The 20020-nt window shown below is 38.8% G+C and carries 24 protein-coding genes; 15 read left to right on the forward strand and 9 right to left on the reverse strand.

From position 1 onward, the window contains the following. Window position 1: 1 nt before the first annotated feature. Window positions 2-478, forward strand: coding sequence for a transcription elongation factor GreB (gene greB / locus AC6H0A_RS08335; protein WP_005640305.1), 477 nt, complete (start codon window positions 2-4; stop codon window positions 476-478). 69 nt (window positions 479-547) lie between these two features. On the opposite strand, the gene fabR is transcribed toward greB, so the two are convergent. Together fabR and oxyR are read right to left on the reverse strand one after the other, a co-directional pair. Next, window positions 548-1165 (reverse strand): HTH-type transcriptional repressor FabR, encoded by a 618-nt coding sequence (gene fabR, locus AC6H0A_RS08340; protein WP_005640308.1) that lies wholly within the window; start codon window positions 1163-1165, stop codon window positions 548-550. Beyond that, window positions 1165-2070 (reverse strand): DNA-binding transcriptional regulator OxyR, encoded by a 906-nt coding sequence (gene oxyR, locus AC6H0A_RS08345; RefSeq protein ID WP_179230912.1) that lies wholly within the window; start codon window positions 2068-2070, stop codon window positions 1165-1167. The genes fabR and oxyR overlap by 1 nt, the downstream gene beginning before the upstream one ends. Window positions 2071-2192: 122 nt before the next feature. Here oxyR and pgdx point away from each other — a divergent pair, with 122 nt between their 5' ends. Next, window positions 2193-2918 (forward strand): hybrid peroxiredoxin PGdx, encoded by a 726-nt coding sequence (gene pgdx, locus AC6H0A_RS08350; protein WP_005640312.1) that lies wholly within the window; start codon window positions 2193-2195, stop codon window positions 2916-2918. A gap of 91 nt (window positions 2919-3009) precedes the next feature. Here pgdx and AC6H0A_RS08355 read toward each other — a convergent pair whose 3' ends face one another. Next, a complete protein-coding gene (locus AC6H0A_RS08355; protein WP_005630530.1) occupies window positions 3010-3231 on the reverse strand; it encodes a SlyX family protein in 222 nt (73 codons plus the stop codon). A gap of 97 nt (window positions 3232-3328) precedes the next feature. Here AC6H0A_RS08355 and fkpA point away from each other — a divergent pair, with 97 nt between their 5' ends. From fkpA to AC6H0A_RS08380, 5 genes are all read left to right on the forward strand, one after another. Continuing rightward, entirely contained in the window at window positions 3329-4054 is a 726-nt protein-coding gene (fkpA, locus tag AC6H0A_RS08360) for an FKBP-type peptidyl-prolyl cis-trans isomerase (RefSeq protein ID WP_005640315.1), read from the forward strand. Window positions 4055-4142: 88 nt separating this feature from the next. Then, on the forward strand, window positions 4143-4808 hold the full coding sequence (locus tag AC6H0A_RS08365) for a helix-turn-helix transcriptional regulator (RefSeq protein ID WP_005640317.1): 666 nt from the start codon (window positions 4143-4145) through the stop codon (window positions 4806-4808). Further along, window positions 4808-5188 carry a sulfurtransferase complex subunit TusD gene (tusD, locus tag AC6H0A_RS08370; RefSeq protein WP_005640319.1) on the forward strand — a complete coding sequence of 127 codons (381 nt, stop codon included), beginning with the start codon at window positions 4808-4810 and terminating at the stop codon, window positions 5186-5188. Before AC6H0A_RS08365 ends, tusD begins: the two co-directional genes overlap by 1 nt. Continuing rightward, window positions 5185-5544, forward strand: coding sequence for a sulfurtransferase complex subunit TusC (gene tusC, locus AC6H0A_RS08375; protein ID WP_005640321.1), 360 nt, complete (start codon window positions 5185-5187; stop codon window positions 5542-5544). The genes tusD and tusC overlap by 4 nt, the downstream gene beginning before the upstream one ends. A gap of 8 nt (window positions 5545-5552) precedes the next feature. Beyond that, window positions 5553-5840, forward strand: a complete 288-nt coding sequence (locus AC6H0A_RS08380; protein ID WP_005640323.1) for a DsrH/TusB family sulfur relay protein — start codon at window positions 5553-5555, stop codon at window positions 5838-5840. Window positions 5841-5965: 125 nt separating this feature from the next. Here the strand turns inward: AC6H0A_RS08380 and tuf are convergent, their stop codons facing one another. The 4 genes from tuf to rpsL all read right to left on the reverse strand — a co-directional run bounded on the left by tuf (window position 5966) and on the right by rpsL (window position 10404). Further along, window positions 5966-7150, reverse strand: coding sequence for an elongation factor Tu (tuf, locus tag AC6H0A_RS08385; protein ID WP_005635637.1), 1185 nt, complete (start codon window positions 7148-7150; stop codon window positions 5966-5968). A gap of 65 nt (window positions 7151-7215) precedes the next feature. Next, complete coding sequence (gene fusA, locus AC6H0A_RS08390; protein WP_005643407.1) at window positions 7216-9318, reverse strand: elongation factor G; 2103 nt, start codon at window positions 9316-9318, stop codon at window positions 7216-7218. A gap of 83 nt (window positions 9319-9401) precedes the next feature. Further along, window positions 9402-9872 (reverse strand): 30S ribosomal protein S7, encoded by a 471-nt coding sequence (gene rpsG, locus AC6H0A_RS08395; RefSeq protein ID WP_005643409.1) that lies wholly within the window; start codon window positions 9870-9872, stop codon window positions 9402-9404. Between the two features lie 157 nt (window positions 9873-10029). After that, window positions 10030-10404: a 30S ribosomal protein S12 gene (gene rpsL, locus AC6H0A_RS08400; protein ID WP_005543325.1), complete on the reverse strand. Its 375-nt coding sequence runs from the start codon at window positions 10402-10404 to the stop codon at window positions 10030-10032. A gap of 268 nt (window positions 10405-10672) precedes the next feature. On the opposite strand from rpsL, the gene AC6H0A_RS08405 reads away from it, so the two are divergent. The 3 genes from AC6H0A_RS08405 to AC6H0A_RS08415 all read left to right on the forward strand — a co-directional run bounded on the left by AC6H0A_RS08405 (window position 10673) and on the right by AC6H0A_RS08415 (window position 13452). Then, window positions 10673-12058, forward strand: coding sequence for a chloride channel protein (locus AC6H0A_RS08405; RefSeq protein WP_100199130.1), 1386 nt, complete (start codon window positions 10673-10675; stop codon window positions 12056-12058). Between the two features lie 2 nt (window positions 12059-12060). Next, window positions 12061-13044: a tRNA dihydrouridine(20/20a) synthase DusA gene (dusA, locus tag AC6H0A_RS08410; protein WP_179231031.1), complete on the forward strand. Its 984-nt coding sequence runs from the start codon at window positions 12061-12063 to the stop codon at window positions 13042-13044. Between the two features lie 171 nt (window positions 13045-13215). Next, window positions 13216-13452 (forward strand): hypothetical protein, encoded by a 237-nt coding sequence (locus AC6H0A_RS08415; RefSeq protein WP_044233290.1) that lies wholly within the window; start codon window positions 13216-13218, stop codon window positions 13450-13452. Between the two features lie 344 nt (window positions 13453-13796). Here the strand turns inward: AC6H0A_RS08415 and AC6H0A_RS08420 are convergent, their stop codons facing one another. Further along, complete coding sequence (locus AC6H0A_RS08420) at window positions 13797-14087, reverse strand: YfcZ/YiiS family protein (RefSeq protein WP_005643416.1); 291 nt, start codon at window positions 14085-14087, stop codon at window positions 13797-13799. Between the two features lie 22 nt (window positions 14088-14109). Beyond that, the gene (gene trpS / locus AC6H0A_RS08425) at window positions 14110-15114 is read right to left on the reverse strand and encodes a tryptophan--tRNA ligase (protein ID WP_005643418.1); all 1005 of its coding nucleotides are present in this window, start codon (window positions 15112-15114) and stop codon (window positions 14110-14112) included. A 127-nt stretch (window positions 15115-15241) separates the two neighbouring features. Between trpS and hflD the strand changes: the two genes are divergently transcribed. From hflD to glmU, 5 genes are all read left to right on the forward strand, one after another. Beyond that, entirely contained in the window at window positions 15242-15859 is a 618-nt protein-coding gene (gene hflD, locus AC6H0A_RS08430; RefSeq protein WP_005643420.1) for a high frequency lysogenization protein HflD, read from the forward strand. A gap of 22 nt (window positions 15860-15881) precedes the next feature. Then, entirely contained in the window at window positions 15882-17252 is a 1371-nt protein-coding gene (gene purB, locus AC6H0A_RS08435; protein WP_005643422.1) for an adenylosuccinate lyase, read from the forward strand. A 271-nt stretch (window positions 17253-17523) separates the two neighbouring features. Then, window positions 17524-18015 (forward strand): 50S ribosomal protein L10, encoded by a 492-nt coding sequence (rplJ, locus tag AC6H0A_RS08440; protein ID WP_005643424.1) that lies wholly within the window; start codon window positions 17524-17526, stop codon window positions 18013-18015. Between the two features lie 54 nt (window positions 18016-18069). Continuing rightward, entirely contained in the window at window positions 18070-18441 is a 372-nt protein-coding gene (gene rplL, locus AC6H0A_RS08445) for a 50S ribosomal protein L7/L12 (RefSeq protein ID WP_005626607.1), read from the forward strand. Between the two features lie 155 nt (window positions 18442-18596). After that, entirely contained in the window at window positions 18597-19967 is a 1371-nt protein-coding gene (gene glmU / locus AC6H0A_RS08450; RefSeq protein WP_005643427.1) for a bifunctional UDP-N-acetylglucosamine diphosphorylase/glucosamine-1-phosphate N-acetyltransferase GlmU, read from the forward strand. Window positions 19968-20020 lie beyond the last annotated feature (53 nt).

Genomic DNA, 20020 nt, shown 5'->3' on the forward strand with positions numbered 1-20020 from the left:
TATGGCAAAATCAAATTATATTACCCGTCAAGGCTGGAATGAGCTTGACCAAGAACTTAAGTTTTTGTGGAAAGAAGAACGCCCAAAAGTCACTCAAGCAGTCTCCGATGCAGCTGCTTTAGGCGATCGTAGCGAAAATGCCGAATATATTTATGGTAAACGCCGCTTACGTGAAATTGATCGTCGTGTACGTTTTTTAACTAAAAGATTAGAGGTGCTACAAATTGTCGATTACAACCCAAAGCAAGAAGGAAAAGTTTTCTTCGGGGCATGGGTAGAATTGGAAAATGAAGATGGTGAAATCAAGCAATATCGTATCGTCGGTTGCGATGAATTTGCCCCTGTGAAAAATTGGATATCCATTGACTCCCCAGTTGCTCGAGCTTTAATCGGAAAAACATTAGACGACGAAGTGCGGGTAGAAACGCCCTCAGGTTTTATCACACTTTATGTGAATAAAATTTGGTATGAGAAATAATTCGGAAAAATAAAAGATAGTGAATATCTAAGCACAAAGAGAAAACTAATACGCTAGATATAAACTATCTTACTTGCCTCTTTCCTTATTCGCAGCAAAATCAGCACCTTTTGCAAGCATTCTCAACTGCAAAATCACACGAGTTTTAAGTTGCTCACGTTCAGCTTTACTCATATCTAAAGCATTAGCCCCTGCAGTGAATACAATTGTTACGATACCTTCCGCTTGAACATAAGCAACATATTGCGAATATTGATGTTTATAGGAAATATATTCTGCTAACTCATCAACAAAATGCTTAATTTCACGTGCTGCCGCAGTACGAAAAGCTTGGGAAGTTCCAGAGCTTTCGCGTAATAGCAAGCGGAAAACGTTCGTACTGTTAGTGATAAATTCAAAAAATGTATCCACAGAAACAGAAATAACGCTACCGCCAGCATCAATACGTTTACGCGCTTGACGCATTAGTTGGCGCAACATCAAACCAGCTTCATCCACCATTTCCAAGCCGAGTTCATCCATATCACTAAAATGGCGATAAAAAGACGTAGGCGCAATTCCAGCCTCGCGAGCAACTTCTCTCAAACTCAAATTAGAAAAACTTTTTTCTGCGCTAAGTTGATTAAATGCCGCATCCACTAAAGCGCGACGAGTTTTTTCTTTTTGAACAGCACGAACACCAGCCATTATTTCAACCCACCTAGAATAGATTTAACTTCATCGCTGACCGCACTTGCCACACGCTCATAACGATTACGTAATGGTGAACCAGGACGATAAACCAACGCAATGGTGCGTGATGGCTCAGGCGAATAACAAGGAATATATTTCACACCTTTGCGCGAGCCTTCATTCAGTACCGCTAATTCAGGCATAAAAGTGATACCTGCATTTGCAGCCACCATATTGCGCAAAGTTTCAAGACTAGTTGCTTGGAAATGGGAATTTTCTTTTGCGCCAGCAGTGAAACAATAATCTAACGCTTGATTACGCAAACAATGACCATCATCAAGCATTAACATTTCTTGCCCATTTAACTGGTTCATTGGAAGTTTACTTTCTTGAGCCCAAGGATGATGCTCAGATACAGCAAGTAACATTTTCTCGTTGAAAATAGGTACTTCAATAAAAGCCTCAGTTTCAGGAACAGTTGCAACGATGGCACAATCTAAACGCCCTGTTTCCAATTGTTCTAATAATTGATGCGTTTGCGCTTCATAAAGAAAAACTTCTAAATCAGGGAATGCCGCTTTTAACGTTGGCACAATATAATGAAGCAAATAAGGACCAACTGTTGGGATTAAACCGATGTGTAATGGCCCTGTCATTTCTTTACCTTGATTACTCGCCATTTCTTTCAATAATTTTACTTCTCGAAGAACTGTGCGAGCCTGATCAACCAATAACATCCCAGATTGAGTAAACAACACTTTACGGCTAGTGCGCTCTAACAAGATAATACCGAGCTCATCTTCTAATTTACGAATTTGACCACTTAATGTTGGTTGGCTCACATTACAAGAATCGGCAGCACGGCGGAAATGTTTATATTCAGATAAGGCAACAAGATATTCTAGATCACGGATATTCATGAGATTTTCCCTATAGAAAAATTCAATTAAAAGAATAGAATTAATTGATTATGACTATATCATAATTTTCCCTATAATACAGCGCGTAAAATTTAAATTAACAACCAATAGGAGAAAAAACAATGTCTAGTATGGAAAGAAAAAAAGTCCCTCAAGTGACATTCCGCACTCGTCAGGGTGATAAATGGGTTGATGTAACTACCTCTGAATTATTTGATAATAAAACAGTGATCGTGTTCTCATTACCGGGCGCATTCACTCCAACTTGCTCATCATCACACTTACCACGTTACAACGAATTAGCACCAGTATTCAAAAAATACGGTGTAGATGATATTCTCGTTGTATCTGTAAATGATACTTTCGTAATGAACGCATGGAAAGAAGATGAAAAATCTGAAAACATCACTTTCATTCCAGATGGTAATGGCGAATTTACCGAAGGCATGGGTATGTTAGTTGATAAAGAAGATTTAGGTTTCGGTAAACGTTCATGGCGTTATTCTATGCTTGTAAAAAACGGCGTAGTTGAAAAAATGTTTATCGAACCAAACGAACCAGGCGATCCGTTCAAAGTATCAGATGCTGACACTATGTTGAAATACCTTGCGCCACAACACCAAGTGCAAGAGTCTATTTCAATCTTCACAAAACCTGGCTGTCCTTTCTGTGCAAAAGCAAAACAACTTTTACACGATAAAGGCCTAAGTTTCGAAGAAATCGTATTAGGTCACGATGCAACAATCGTGAGCGTACGTGCAGTTTCAGGTCGTACTACTGTTCCACAAGTATTTATCGGTGGTAAACACATTGGCGGTAGCGACGATTTGGAAAAATACTTTGCATAAGAAGGCAAGTATTTAGCTGATTATTATTTGGGAATGTAATTTAAAGGGCGCATTAAGCGCCCTTTTCATTTGTACGATTTTATTGCAAAATTTAATAATGTGGCGGGGGTGTTTCTTCAGATTGGCTTGCAATGTTAGACGGTTGAAAATCTTTTAATTTATTTGCCATATAACGTAATTGGACTTGCATTTTATCAATATCAAATTGCTGTTGAACTAAAGCGTGATTTAATTCATCTAATAACTGTTCCTGAAATGCAATTTTCGTTTCAAGTTCCTCGATGCGATTTTCTAACATTTGTTGAATTTGCATAAATTTTCTCTAAATTCTAAAAAAAAGTTGAGAATAGATAGAAAGCCATTTAATCTATTCCTCGTACTATTCCATTCATTATAAAGGATTAACTCATATGTTAAAAATTCAAAAATTATCTATCGTAGCATTAATGGTAAGTGCGGTGATTTCTGGCCAAGTTTTTGCAGAAGATAGTGCATTCGATGAGAAAGCAGCATCTTATGCCGTGGGTACGCTCATGGGCGGTCAAATGAAAGATCTTGTAGATTCACACAAAGAAGTCATCAAATATGATAATGCTCGTATTTTAGATGGTTTAAAAGATGCCTTAGAAGGTAAAGTGGATGTTCGTAAAGATGAAAAAATCCAAAAAACCTTAGAATCTATTGAAGCAAAATTAATGGCTGCATCAAAAGCAAAAGCAGAATCGATTGCTAAACAAGCAAAAGAAGAAGGTGATAAATTCCGTGCTGAATTTGCTAAAGGTAAAGATGTAAAAACTACACAATCTGGTTTAATGTACAAAATTGAAAATTCTGGTAAAGGCGATGCAATCAAAGCAACAGATACAGTTAAAGTACATTACACGGGTAAATTACCAAATGGAAAAGTATTTGATAGCTCCGTAGAGCGTGGTCAACCTGTAGAATTCCAACTTGATCAGGTAATTAAAGGCTGGACTGAAGGTCTTCAATTAGTGAAAAAAGGCGGAAAAATTCAATTAGTCATTGCTCCTGAATTAGGCTATGGCGAACAAGGTGCTGGCGCATCTATTCCACCAAATTCAACATTAATTTTTGATGTGGAAGTATTAGACGTCAATCCAAAAACTGCAAAATAATTAATGAGTTTAATAGCGCGCGTTCTTTAACGCGTGCTTTTTATTATAAAAACGAGCGGAATTTTTACCGCACTTTTAACCTAACACCATGACTTTAAACGAAAAATATCCTTTCACTGATGAAGATCGTACTATCATAAATTCCTACAAAGCGGTCGTTGATGGTGTAAGCGCACTGATTGGCGAACACTGCGAAATCGTGCTTCATTCTCTAGAAGATATTGAACATTCTGCTATTTGTATTGCTAACGGACATAACACTAATCGACAAGTTGGTTCGCCAATCACCGATCTTGCCTTACGTTCGCTACGAAATATGCAAAGCGAAAGTGTTTCAAAGCCTTATTTTACACGAGCAAAAGGTAGCGTACTGATGAAATCAGTCACTATTGCCATTCGTAATAAAACTCAACGTATTATTGGTTTGCTTTGTATCAATATCAATTTAGATGTACCCATATCTCAATTTTTGCAATGCTTTATGCCAATGGAGCATACGAATGAAACCTCTTCAGTGAACTTTGCGAGTTCAGTGGAAGACTTGGTTGCGCAGACTATTGAAAAAACAATAGAAGAAGTCAATGCGGATCGCTCTGTTGCCAATAATACGAAAAACCGACAAATCGTTCTTTCTCTTTACGAAAAAGGCATTTTTGATATTAAAGATGCAATTAACTTAGTAGCAGAACGCTTAGATATTTCCCGACATACGGTTTACCTGTACATCCGCCAAATCAAACAAGAGCAAGAATAATGCGCTATGTTATCGCCGTCAAAAGCCCTATTTACGGAAAGCAGGGGGCATTTTTAGCTTATCAATTTGCAGACGCTTTAATCAAAAAAGGACACGAAATCTCACAGATTTTTTTCTTTCAAGATGGAGTGAGTAACGGAAATGCATTAGTGTATCCAGCCAATGATGAAGTTAATTTACAAAAACATTGGCAAATGTTTTCCGTAACCCACAATGTTCCTTTGCATTTATGTGTTGCAGCATCTCAACGACGAGGTGTCGTCGATAACTTAACCACACCAACCACAGAAGACTATAATCTTGCAGAGGGATTCACGATTGCAGGTCTTGGTGAATTTATGGCAGCAAGTTTAAAAGCAGATCGAGTAATAATCCTATGAAGATAGCCTTTTTATTTCGTACATCTCCACATGGCACATCCATTTCACGAGAAGGCTTAGATGCAATTCTTGCCGCAACAGCTTTTTGTGATCCAGATGACATTGGCGTATTTTTTATAGATGATGGTGTACTAAATCTTATTAATCATCAACAACCTGAACTCATTCAACAGAAAGACTTCATTAGAACCTTTAAATTATTAGATTTATATGATGTAGAACAACGCTTTATCTGCACGGAGTCTTTACAGAAATTTAAGCTAGAGGATAAGCAACTCATCCTATCTTGTGAAAAAATTGACCGCTCTTTATTAATAGAAAAGCTTAATCAAACAGAAAAATTGTTCACTTTCTAAGGAATATTATGCTTTATACATTTTCCCAGTCAGATTACCCCAAAACTGAACTAGATGATTACTTTTTATATATTACAGAAAAAGATGCGGTAGTATTATGGCAAGATGGTGTGCTATTGGCAGTAAAATACCCTGATTATTTTGTCAAATGTAAAGGGAATTGCATGATATTGAAACAAGATATTTTAGCAAGAAATCTCACCGCACTTTTACCTCAAAACAGCAAGATGAAACTAATTTCAATAGAAGAACTTGTTGGAATCACTGAAAATTATTCACCGCAGCTATCACTATAAAATCAAATAATCTAGTAAATACTCAAGCGAATTATCAGATATAGAATAAACAAAAAGTGCGAAGAACTTTCCCCGCACTTTCTTTTGTCTTCTCTATGTCCTTAAGACATTCAAGAATACATCAATTATTTGATGATTTTCGCAACAACGCCAGCACCTACTGTACGGCCACCTTCACGGATTGCGAAACGTAAACCTTGGTCCATCGCGATTGGGTGGATTAAGCTTACTGTCATTTTGATGTTATCACCAGGCATTACCATTTCCACGCCTTCTGGTAATTCGATTGTACCAGTTACGTCAGTTGTACGGAAATAGAATTGTGGACGGTAACCTTTGAAGAATGGAGTGTGACGACCACCTTCATCTTTTGATAATACGTAAACTTCTGATTCGAAATCAGTGTGTGGAGTGATTGAACCTGGTTTCGCTAATACTTGACCACGTTCGATTTCTTCACGTTTTGTACCACGTAATAATGCACCGATGTTCTCACCTGCACGACCTTCGTCAAGTAATTTACGGAACATTTCAACACCAGTTACAGTTGTTTTCGCTGTTGGTTTGATACCTACGATTTCAACTTCATCACCAGTACGGATGATACCACGCTCAACACGACCAGTTACTACGGTACCACGACCTGAGATTGAGAACACATCTTCGATTGGAAGAAGGAACGGTTGGTCAATCGCACGCTCTGGCTCTGGGATGTAAGTATCTAAGTGGTTTGCTAACTCAAGAATTTTTTCTTCCCATTCTGCTACGCCGTTTAATGCTTGTAATGCAGAACCACGTACGATTGGAGTATCGTCACCTGGGAAGTCATATTGAGAAAGAAGTTCACGAACTTCCATTTCTACTAATTCTAATAACTCTTCGTCATCTACCATGTCGCATTTGTTTAAGAATACGATGATGTATGGAACACCTACTTGGCGACCTAATAAGATGTGCTCACGAGTTTGTGGCATAGGACCATCAGTTGCTGCTACTACTAAGATAGCACCATCCATTTGTGCCGCACCAGTAATCATGTTTTTAACATAGTCCGCGTGTCCTGGGCAGTCAACGTGTGCGTAGTGGCGAGTTGGAGTATCGTATTCAACGTGTGAGGTGTTGATGGTGATACCACGCGCTTTTTCTTCTGGCGCGTTATCAATTTGGTCGAATGCACGAGCTGCACCACCGTAGTGTTTTGCTAATACGGTTGTGATTGCTGCTGTTAAAGTTGTTTTACCGTGGTCAACGTGGCCGATTGTACCCACGTTTACGTGCGGTTTTGTACGTTCAAATTTTTCTTTAGACATTTGTTTAGTTTCCTAGAAAATGCTCTATAAGCCATTCGACTTATAGAGCGGATTGTTACAAAAAATTATTTTTTACGCGCTTCAATTACTGCAGCAGCAACACTTGTTGGAGCTTCAGCATATTTTAACGGTTCCATTGAGTATGATGCACGACCTTGAGTTTGTGAACGTAAGTCTGTTGCATAACCAAACATCTCAGAAAGTGGAACTTCTGCATCGATTTTAACAACGAATTCGTTCGCTTCTTGACCGTTAACCATAGCACGACGACGGCTTAAGTCACCGATTACATCACCAACATACTCAGGTGGAGTTTCTACTTCAACTTTCATGATTGGCTCAAGTAGAACTGGGTTTGCTTTAGCAAACGCTGCTTTAAATGCTAAAGAAGCGGCTAATTTAAACGCTAATTCAGATGAGTCAACATCATGGTATGAACCGAAGTGTAAACGTACACCAAGATCTACTACTGGGTAACCCGCTAACGGACCAGATTTAAGTTGCTCTTGGATACCTTTATCAACCGCAGGAATGTATTCACCAGGGATTACACCACCTTTGATTTCGTTTACAAATTCATAACCAGGACCTTCTGGATCTAATGGATATAAGTCGATAACAACGTGACCATATTGACCGCGACCACCAGATTGTTTTGCGTGTTTACCTTCCACATCGTTAACACGAGTGCGGATAGTTTCACGGTAAGATACTTGTGGTTTACCGATGTTAGCTTCCACTTTAAACTCACGTTTCATACGGTCAACGATGATATCTAAGTGTAATTCACCCATACCAGAAATGATGGTTTCACCAGATTCTTCATCAGTGTGAACACGGAATGAAGGGTCTTCTTGCGCTAAACGACCTAATGCTAAGCCCATTTTTTCTTGGTCAGCTTTAGTTTTTGGTTCTACCGCAACAGAAATTACTGGCTCTGGGAATTCCATACGCTCAAGGATGATTGGTGCTTCAATTGCACATAATGTATCACCAGTAGTTACATCTTTTAAGCCGATAGCAGCTGCGATGTCACCTGCGCGAACTTCTTTAATTTCTTCACGTTTGTTAGCATGCATCTGTACGATACGACCAAAACGTTCACGTTTTTGACGTACAGAGTTTAATACTGTATCACCAGAATTAATAACACCAGAATATACACGGAAGAAGGTTAAGTTACCTACGAACGGGTCAGTTGCAATTTTAAACGCTAATGAAGAGAATGGTTCCTCATCACTTGCATGACGTTCGCCTTCAGTTTCATCTGGATTGATACCTTTAATAGCTGGAATATCTGTTGGCGCTGGTAAATATTCAACAACGGCATCTAGCATAGCTTGAACACCTTTGTTTTTGAACGCAGAACCACAGGTTACTAAGATAATTTCACTTGCTAATACACGCTGACGTAATGCAGACTTAATTTCTTCTTCAGTTAAGTCTTCACCGCCTAAGTATTTCTCCATTAATTCCTCAGACGCTTCAGCTGCGGCTTCTACAAGGTTTTGACGCCATTCTTCACAGTCTGCTTGCATATTTGCAGGCACATCTTCATAAGTGAAAGTCATACCTTGATCAGCTTCATTCCAGTTGATCGCTTTCATTTTGATCAGGTCAACTACACCTGTGAAGTTTTCTTCTGCACCAATTGGAAGTTGAAGTGGAACCGCATTAGCACCTAAGCGAGTTTTTAATTGTTCAACAACACGTAAGAAGTTAGCACCAGTACGGTCCATTTTGTTTACAAACGCAATACGCGGAACTTCATATTTGTTAGCTTGACGCCATACGGTTTCAGATTGTGGTTGAACACCACCAACCGCACAGTAAACCATTACCGCACCATCAAGAACACGCATAGAACGTTCTACTTCAACAGTAAAGTCCACGTGTCCTGGAGTATCGATAACATTGATACGATGTTGTGGGAATTGTTGTGACATACCAGACCAGAATGCAGTTGTTGCCGCAGAGGTAATGGTGATACCACGCTCTTGTTCTTGTTCCATCCAGTCCATCGTTGCTGCACCATCGTGCACTTCACCGATTTTGTGGCTAACACCAGTATAGAATAAGATACGCTCAGTAGTAGTGGTTTTACCCGCATCAATGTGCGCACTGATACCGATATTACGATATCTTTCAATAGGGGTTGTACGAGCCATTATTATAACCTTGTTTATTTAATATCAGTTTATATAAGGGTAAGGCTTCATCAATGATGAAGCCCTTTAAATTCAAAAACTTATTACCAACGGTAGTGAGCAAATGCTTTGTTAGCTTCAGCCATGCGGTGAACATCTTCACGTTTTTTCACTGCTGCACCTTTATTATCTGAAGCATCAGATAATTCGTTTGCAAGGCGTAAAGCCATTGATTTATCACCACGTTTACGTGCTGCTTCAACAATCCAACGCATACCTAATGCATTACGACGTACAGGGCGCACTTCAACTGGTACTTGGTAAGTAGAACCACCAACACGACGAGATTTAACCTCAACAGTTGGACGTACGTTTTCAAGTGCAACTTCGAACGCGTCTAAAGGCTCTTTACCTGTGCGTTGTGCTAAAGTTTCTAAAGCACCATAAACGATTGATTCAGCAACGGATTTTTTACCGTCTACCATGATTACATTAATAAATTTTGCAAGTAATTCCGAACCGAATTTCGGATCTGGAAGAATCTTGCGTGCTTCAACACTACGACGACGTGGCATTGCGAATTTCTCCGTATTTTAATCTTCAGGATATCCAAAACCCATCAGCAATATTTCTCTTTGAGAAAATTTGCAGCGCAAAGCGCTTTTTGACTGGAGTTTATGGTTTAAATTGTTTTGCTAATTTAGACGTTTGGCCTTACTTAACGGAGAACCATTAAGCTTTAGGGCGTTTAACGCCGTATTTAGAACGACCTTGTTTACGATCTTTAACGCCTGCGCAGTCTAATGCACCGCGTACTGTGTGGTAACGCACACCCGGTAAGTCTTTAACACGACCACCACGGATTAATACAACACTGTGCTCTTGAAGGTTGTGACCTTCACCACCGATATAAGAAGTTACTTCAAAACCGTTAGTTAAGCGGATACGACATACTTTACGTAACGCTGAGTTTGGTTTTTTAGGAGTTGTAGTATATACACGAGTACATACACCACGTTTCTGCGGGCAAGCCTCTAATGCAGGAACGTTGCTTTTTACAACCTTTTTCACACGCGGTTTGCGTACTAGCTGGTTGATAGTTGCCATTAAAAAAGCTCCAGTTTAAATGTTATTCAATAATAGAATGTTGTTCAAAAAATCTACTTCCATACAGAAATAGACGGCGAATTTTAATCGTTCTGAGGTTTGTTGTCAATAATTAAACAGAGCCAAAGATCCGTGAAAGGATCTTTGGTTGCGTACAAAAAACACTTCCAAAATTCACCGCACTTTTTATTCAAAATGCCAAACCAATTGCCCCAGCGAAATGACAGTTTTATAATTTCTACTTAATTAGTATTAAATTACAATGATTATGTTACGCTCGCTCAAATTTCACTTACGCTATTTCTTCCATAAAAAGCTACGCCAAACACACCGAATTTCCCACAAAAGTTTAGAATTTATCTGCCTAATTATAGGGGCGACATTTGTCTCACTTTTTTCATTTGGCTTTGCTAAATTATCCGATCTTGGTCTAGAACTAAACACTCACTGGTCATCTAAATATCCTATTGCAGTTTGGTTTGTGTTACCCCTAGGTATGGCTTGCCTGACTTGGTTTACGAAAAAATATACACCCTATGTTGGAGGAAGTGGTATTCCGCAAGTCATTGCATCAATTAATCTTCCTCATAGTAGCTATAAAACCAAATTAGTTGAATTCAGCCATACTATTTGGAAAATTCCTCTTACCTTTTTGGCTATGCTTATCGGTGCATCAGTTGGGCGTGAAGGTCCATCAGTACAAGTTGGTGCGGCTGTCATGCTTGCATGGGGTAATTATTGTAGAAAACATAATTTAGCGTTTAGAGGATTAAGCACTAATGAATTACTTGCCACAGGTGCAGCGGGTGGGCTTGCTGCAGCCTTTAATGCACCTTTGTCTGGGGTGATATTTGCGATTGAAGAACTTGGACGTGGCGTAATGTTACGTTGGGAACGACGCGTATTGATGGGCGTATTAGCTGCTGGTTTTATTCTTGTCGCGATTCAAGGAAACAGCCCTTATTTTCCACGTTATCAAGGGGCAACATCTGTTTCTTATCTCTATCTTTGGCTTGCAATTTGTGGGGTGGCTTGTGGCATTCTAGGTGGCATATTCGGACGATTGTTAGCAAAAGGTCTCGCAGGATTATCACCTGAAAAATGGCGTGGTTGGATTCGCCAACACCCTATTTATATTGCTTTATTATTGGGTTTAGTGCTTGCCGCACTCGGCAGTTACACTCACGGACAAACTTATGGTACTGGCTATGAGGTTGTTGCGCACGCTCTAGAAGGGCAAGCCATAAATCCTGAAATTGGCATTCTTAAACTTTTGGCAACGGTGACCACTTATTGGAATGGTATTGCCGGTGGTATCTTTACCCCATCACTGACAACAGGAGCGGGCATTGGTACAATGCTTTGGGATTTTAGTGGCGGTATGGTCGATCAACGTTTTTTAGTGATTTTATGTATGGCGGCGTTTTTAGCTGGCGGCACACAATCTCCAGTTACTGCCAGTGTTGTTGTAATGGAAATGACGGGCGCACAACCCGTTCTCATTTGGCTCTTGATTTCCAGCATTATTGCATCCATAATCTCGCGCCAATTTAGCCCAAAACCATTTTACCACTTTGCTGCAGGCCGTTTTCGCCAGCAAATGCAAGCTCGCCAAGCCGAAGAATTACGCAGCAAAACCGAACAAGAGAAATAAAAATGCCTCAAAATCTACCGTACTTTTACCGCGGCCGTTTTTCTGTTGCGCCAATGTTAGATTGGACAACACTCCATTGTCGTTATTTTCATCGCCAATTTTCAAAGCATGCGTTACTTTACACTGAAATGGTCACTGCGCCTGCGATTATCCATGCCAAATACGATCACTTGGATTTTGATTTACAAGAAAATCCCGTTGCGTTACAGCTAGGAGGAAGCGATCCTGAACAACTCAAATATTGCGCAAAACTTGCTGAGGAACGAGGCTATCACGAAATTAATCTTAATGTAGGATGCCCTTCTGATCGCGTACAAAATGGAATGTTTGGCGCTTGCTTAATGGCGAAAGCAAATTTGGTGGCAGACTGTGTGGAACAAATGCAAAGTGCGGTCAAAATTCCCGTCACTGTGAAAACGCGTATTGGCATTGATGAATTGGACAGCTATGAATTTTTATGTGATTTTATTGAAAAGGTTCAAGGAAAAGGTTGTCAAGAGTTTATTATCCACGCACGAAAAGCATGGCTTTCAGGGTTAAGCCCTAAAGAAAATCGAGAAATTCCGCCATTAGATTACGCTCGGGTTTATCAACTAAAACGTGATTTTCCCCATCTAACTATCGCAATTAATGGTGGCATAAAAACCATTGAAGAAATGAAGCAACATTTGCAATATGTAGACGGCGTGATGGTTGGGCGAGAGGCCTATCAAAATCCAAGTTTACTTGGGCAAATTGACCAAGCCTTATTTGATCCTAACGCACCAATTGTTACCGCTCATGAAGCAGTACAGTCAATGCTTCCTTATATTGAACAACAACTTAGCCAAGGCATACACCTTAATCATATCGTCCGTCATATGTTAGGCGCATTCCAAAATTGCAAAGGTGCCCGTCAATGGCGACGCTATTTAAGCGAAAATGCGTTTAAACAAGGTGCGGGAGTTGAAGTAGTTGAAACCGCCTTGCATTTTGTCGAGATATAATAATTGTTCAATCGAAAACAACAGAAAACCGTCTAAGTATAAAAAATACACTGATATTTTATATCCTTTTCTACTTATCAAAATATCACTAAATTTTCAAAGAAGTATACTTCTTTCACTTCCTATTGACATAGGAAGTGAAGTGCCTTGCTGAAAAAGTAGAGAATAACTATGTTTGAATTACGAGATGAAGAAATAAATTTCCTAAATCAGTTAGATAACTTAATTACTAATTCTTCTGAAATTAAAGATAAATTAGAATTTTTATCTAAGAAGTTAGATTTTATGAAAATGCTACATCATCAAGAAATTCAATGGTTAAATATTCAAGTTGAACGTCAAAAAATCAATGACACGTTTGAATTAAATTCTAGACAATTAGCAAGGGAAACTAACTTAATAAAGTAAGGAGTTTTATATGTATGATTACGATAAAGATGAGAATGAAAGATTATATGATCTTTATGATGATGCAACTGAAGAAGAGCGTGAAGAAATAGATCGTGGTTTTTCATCCGACAAAGACGATTAATCTTAGAAAGGTTGTATTGGTTTAAAATTGGTCTGCAACTTAAAAAGTTGGGTTAAACAACCAGCTGATTAAGGTGCAGACCTTTTTATATTCATAAAAAGGTAAGATTATTAATAATTGATTAAGCGGTTATCATTAATCAGAAATGAATGCTTATATAAAGTTTGGGATAGGGGCAAAATAAGCCGCAAAAGTGCGGCTTATTTTTCAGCGATTTTTCTTACGCAATACGCATTTGAAAAATCACCAATTCAGCTTGGCAACAGAAAGTGAAATCTGCCTTTAATAAATAGCCATCATCCACTTTTGTAATTTCAGATTGAATTTCACAAGGTTCACTTTCTACATCACGCGCTTTCAGAGTAAAAAACGCGAGCGCTTCTTGCGCTTGTTCTTTACTGTCATAAATATATTCAATAACCTGACTACAATCACGATTATCGAAAAGTGATTTCATATCAAATGTGTTACAACCTACACATTCAATCGGTTTTTCAGTTTGAATTGTCATAATATTATCCCTTTTATTCAGATTATTTTGCAGCGACAAAACCTACTGCTTCATACACTTTCGCCAAGGTTTCTTGTGCTTTTGCACGCGCTTTTTCCGCACCTTGTCGTAAGATATTATCTAATAAAGCTTCATCATTACGATATTGATGGAAACGTTCTTGTAAACCAGCAAGTAAAGTTGATACTTCATCCGCCACTGCTGTTTTTAAATGTCCGTACATTTTACCTTCAAATTCTTTTTCAAGCTCAGCAATAGGTTTATCCGTAACCGCAGAAAGAATATCTAAAAGATTGGATACACCCGCTTTATTTTGCACATCATAACGAACAACAGGTGGCTCATCTGAATCTGTTACGGCACGTTTAATTTTCTTCGCCACAGATTTTGGATCTTCCAAAAGTGTCACTACATTGTTGCGGTTATCATCTGATTTTGACATTTTCTTTTCAGGATCTTGCAATGACATAATACGCGCACCAGCTTTTCCAATGAAAATTTCAGGAATGGTGAAAATATTGCCATAAATTGCATTAAAGCGGTTTGCAATATCACGCGTAATTTCTAAGTGTTGCTTTTGGTCATCGCCAACAGGCACGCTTTTTGCTTGATAAAGTAAAATATCCGCCGCCATTAACACTGGATAATCAAACAAACCCACGTTAATATTTTCTGCATAACACGCTGATTTATCTTTGAATTGGGTCATTCGGCTCATTTCACCGAAATAGGTGTAGCAGTTTAACACCCAGCTTAATTGCGTGTGTTCTGGAACATGAGATTGAACAAAAATAGTACTTTTATTTGGATCAATTCCGCACGCCAAATAAAGTGCAAGCACATCAAGCGTTGCTTTGCGAAGGGCAACAGGATCTTGACGCACAGTGATCGCATGTAAATCAACTACGCAGAAAATACATTCATAATCCTCTTGCATTTTCACCCAGTTGCGCAACGCGCCCAAATAATTTCCGATAGTTAATTCACCAGAAGGCTGCACGCCACTAAAAACAATTGGTTTTGCCATAATCAATCCTTAATACCTTAAAACTGTTCGCACATCATATCAGAAACTCTAGGCTTTTTTAATGTTCGAGTTCAAAAGCTAGGTTAAAAATGCTATATTTAACGAAAACGTTTTCCTAATATTTCGAATGAAAAACTACCACGATATTGTTCTTGCCCTTGCTGGAGTGTGCCAATCAGCAAAATTGGTTCATCAACTTGCAACAGAAAGTCGAGCAGATTCAGATACATTTTTAACCGCACTTAATAGTCTTTTCATTACCCAACCACAACGAATCGAAGATGTTTTTGGTGGCGAAGTTCGTCATTTAAAATTAGGTCTAGAAACCTTAATTCATCAGCTCAACGCGCAAGGCGATCAAAATTTAACTCGCTATTGGCTAAGCCTTTTAGCATTAGAAGGAAAATTATCGAAAAATCCCGATGCCAAACAAGCATTGGGCAATCGAATTTCTCGCCTAAAAGAACAAGAAATTCATTACGCTCGCGATAGTGAAACAATGCTATCTATTATGGCAAATATTTACAGCGACGTTATTAGTCCATTGGGCAAAAAAATTCACATCCTAGGCTCGCCTGATTATTTGCGACAAGAACTCGTACAAAATAAAATTCGTGCAGTTTTACTTGCAGGCATTCGCTCTGCCGTGCTGTGGAAACAAATGGGCGGAACGAAATGGCAAATTTTATTTTTCCGCAGAAAATTACTTGCCACCGCAAAACAGATTTATTCTTCTATTTATTAATACAATTCTGGAGCAAACATTTATGCAACTCTCTACACTGACCGCACTTTCCCCTCTTGATGGTCGTTATCAAGATAAAGTAACTCCATTACGCTCTATTTTTAGCGAATTCGGGTTAATGAAATTCCGTGTAGCTGTGGAAGTTCGTTGGTTACAAAAATTAGCTTCAACGGCAGACATTACTGAAGTACCGCCATTTTCTACGCAAGCAAATGCTTTTTTAGATGGAATTGTGGCTAATTTCAATGAGACAGATGCTGCGCGTATTAAAGAAATTGAACGCACAACTAATCACGATGTAAAAGCCGTTGAGTATTTTCTGAAAGATAAAATTCAAAATGAAGTGGAACTAGTGAAAGTATCCGAATTTATTCACTTCGCTTGCACCTCAGAAGATATTAACAACCTCTCTTATGCATTAATGTTAAGCACCGCTCGTGACGAAGTGATTTTACCAGAATGGAAAAAACTGATTGATGAAATCACTCGTCTTGCAGAAGAATATAAAACGATTCCATTACTTTCTCGCACACATGGCCAACCAGCTTCACCAAGCACAGTGGGAAAAGAAATGGCGAATGTCGTTTACCGCCTAAAACGTCAATTTAAACAACTTCAGAATGCAGAAATCTTAGGTAAAATCAATGGCGCGGTAGGTAACTACAATGCGCATTTATCGGCATATCCTAATATCGATTGGCATAAATTCAGCGAAGAATTTGTCACTTCATTAGGTATTCAATGGAATCCTTATACCACGCAAATTGAGCCGCACGATTACATCGCTGAATTTTTTGATGCTGTAGTACGCGTTAATACCATTATCATTGATTTTGATCGGGATTTATGGGGATACATTGCATTAAATCACTTTAAACAACGGACTATTGCAGGCGAAATCGGTTCTTCTACCATGCCACACAAAGTCAATCCAATTGATTTTGAAAACTCAGAGGGCAATCTAGGGTTAGCGAATGCAGTGATGACCCATTTAGGTCAAAAGTTACCAATTTCTCGCTGGCAGCGTGACTTAACGGATTCAACCGTATTACGTAATTTAGGCGTAGGATTAGGTTATTGTTTGATCGCTTATGCTTCAACACGCAAAGGCATTAGTAAACTTGAAGTAAATCAACCGCACTTATTAGAAGAACTCAATCAAAATTGGGAAGTTTTGGCTGAACCAATTCAAACCGTAATGCGTCGCTACGGAATAGAAAAACCTTACGAAAAATTAAAAGAATTAACGCGAGGTAAACGAGTGACAGAACAGGCTATGCGTGAATTTATTGATAACTTAGATATTCCACAAGAAGAAAAATTACGTTTACAAAAATTAACACCCACTACTTATATTGGGGCTGCAGTGGAATTAGTAGAGAAACTATCATAGGAATTTGGCTCTTTTTACAACAATATTCTTTACAAGAACATAGCTTTTCTCTATAATCTTGCGCCTGTGTTAGTCAATCTAACAAATTTCTGGTTGGTGCTTGACCTATTCAAGCCCCATCCAAGACCGTAGGGGAGTAATCTTAATTATCCTACGTAGATGGTGAACAGAATAAGAATTTTTCTTGCTTCTGGGCGCCGAAGTCATCCTAGTCTTAGGATTAGGTAAATTAATTCCGAGTAATCGGAGTGTATTCAGGAGCTAAAAGCCAATGGCATTAAATCTTCAAGACAAACAAGCAATTGTTGCTGAAGTAAATAAAGCAGCCAAAGGTGCACTTTCAGCAGTAATCGCGGATTCTCGCGGTGTAACTGTTGAGAAAATGACTGAATTACGTAAATCAGCACGTGAAGCTGGCGTTACAATGCGTGTAGTGCGTAATACTTTATTACGTCGCGCAGTTGAGGGCACAGATTACGAATGCTTAAAAGATACGTTTGTAGGTCCAACACTTATCGCGTTCTCTAACGAACACCCGGGCGCAGCTGCTCGTTTGTTCAAAGAGTTTGCTAAAGCAAACGATAAGTTTGAAATTAAAGGTGCAGCCTTTGAAGGTAAAATCCAAGATGTTGAATTCTTGGCAACATTACCAACTTACGAAGAAGCGATTGCACGTTTAATGAGCACAATGAAAGAAGCTGCAGCAGGCAAACTTGCTCGCACCTTCGCGGCATTACGCGACAAATTACAAGAAGCAGCTTAATCATTAAGCGTTTCTTACTTCATCTAACTTTATTTATTTTAGGAATTGATTGTTATGTCATTAACTAACGAACAAATCATTGAAGCGATTGCTTCAAAAACTGTAACTGAAATCGTTGAATTAATCGCAGCGATGGAAGAAAAATTTGGTGTTTCAGCAGCGGCAGCAGTAGCAGCAGCTCCAGCAGCAGGCGGCGCAGCGGCAGCAGAAGAAAAAACTGAATTCGACGTAATTCTTGCAGCAGCTGGTGCTAACAAAGTAGCAGTAATCAAAGCAGTACGTGGTGCAACTGGTTTAGGCTTAAAAGAAGCTAAAGATTTAGTTGAATCTGCTCCAGCAGCATTAAAAGAAGGTGTTTCTAAAGAAGAAGCTGAAGCACTTAAGAAAGAATTAGAAGAAGCTGGTGCACAAGTAGAAGTTAAATAATTTCTATTTTAACCACTTTAAAATTCAGAAAACCGATGGGAAACCATCGGTTTTTTCCTATCTAAAAAGCCGTAACTTCCTTAATTTAAAAACTTATCATCTTCTCCTTTCTACGATAGAATATCCCCTATTATTGATAAATAAAGAGAAAATCTATGACTACAAAAGCATTAAGTGCGGTAATTTTAGCAGCCGGAAAAGGAACGCGCATGTATTCCGATTTACCAAAAGTACTACATACAATAGCTGGTAAACCAATGGTAAAACATGTAATTGATACTGCGCATCAATTAGGCGCAGAAAATATTTATTTAATCTATGGCCATGGTGGAGACTTAATGCGTACCCATCTTGCAAATGAACAAGTAAATTGGGTATTACAAACAGAACAACTTGGCACAGCACATGCAGTTCAACAAGCGGCACCTTTCTTTAAAGATAACGAAAATATTGTTGTACTTTACGGCGATGCACCATTAATAACTAAAGAAACATTAGAAAAATTAATTGAAGCGAAACCAGAAAATGGCATTGCATTGCTTACCGTAAATTTAGATAACCCAACAGGCTATGGACGAATTATCCGTCAAAATGGGAATGTTGTAGCAATTGTAGAACAAAAAGATGCAAATGCTGATCAACTAAATATTAAAGAAGTAAATACTGGCGTTATGGTATCCGATGGTGCAAGTTTCAAAAAATGGCTAGCTCGTGTAGGCAATAATAATGCTCAAGGCGAATATTACTTAACGGATCTTATTACTCTTGCAAACCAAGATAATTGCCAAGTTGTTGCGGTACAAGCAACAGATGTCATGGAAGTTGAAGGTGCAAATAATCGCTTACAATTAGCCGCACTTGAACGTTATTTCCAAAATAAACAAGCCTCCAAACTATTACTTGAAGGCGTAATGATCTACGATCCCGCTCTCTTTGGCCTACGTGGAACATTAGAGCATGGAAAAGATGTAGAAATCGACGTTAATGTTATTATCGAAGGTAGTGTTAAACTCGGCGATCGCGTAAAAATTGGCGCAGGTTGCGTATTAAAAAATGTTGTTATTGGCAATGATGTAGAAATAAAACCCTATTCTGTGCTAGAGGATTCTGTAGTGGGAGAAAAAGCCGCAATTGGTCCATTTTCTCGTTTACGCCCAGGTGCAGAACTCGCAGCTGAAACGCATGTCGGTAACTTTGTAGAAATTAAAAAATCTACCGTTGGTAAAGGTTCTAAAGTAAATCACCTAACCTATGTTGGCGATTCAGAAATCGGCTCAAATTGTAATATTGGTGCGGGTGTCATCACCTGTAATTACGATGGTGCAAATAAATTTAAAACGATCATCGGTGACGATGTGTTTGTTGGATCTGATACACAATTAGTCGCGCCAGTGAAAGTCGCAAATGGCGCAACTATTGGTGCCGGAACAACAATTACACGCGATGTAGGTGAAAATGAATTAGTGATTACACGAATTCCTCAACGCCATATTCAAGATTGGCAACGACCAACAAAGAAAAAATAAAATAACAATCCGCACGTAAAACGTGCGGTTTTTAGGCTCCCCTATAAGGGCCT

The sequence above is a fragment of the Haemophilus sp. THUN1692 genome (assembly GCF_059704395.1).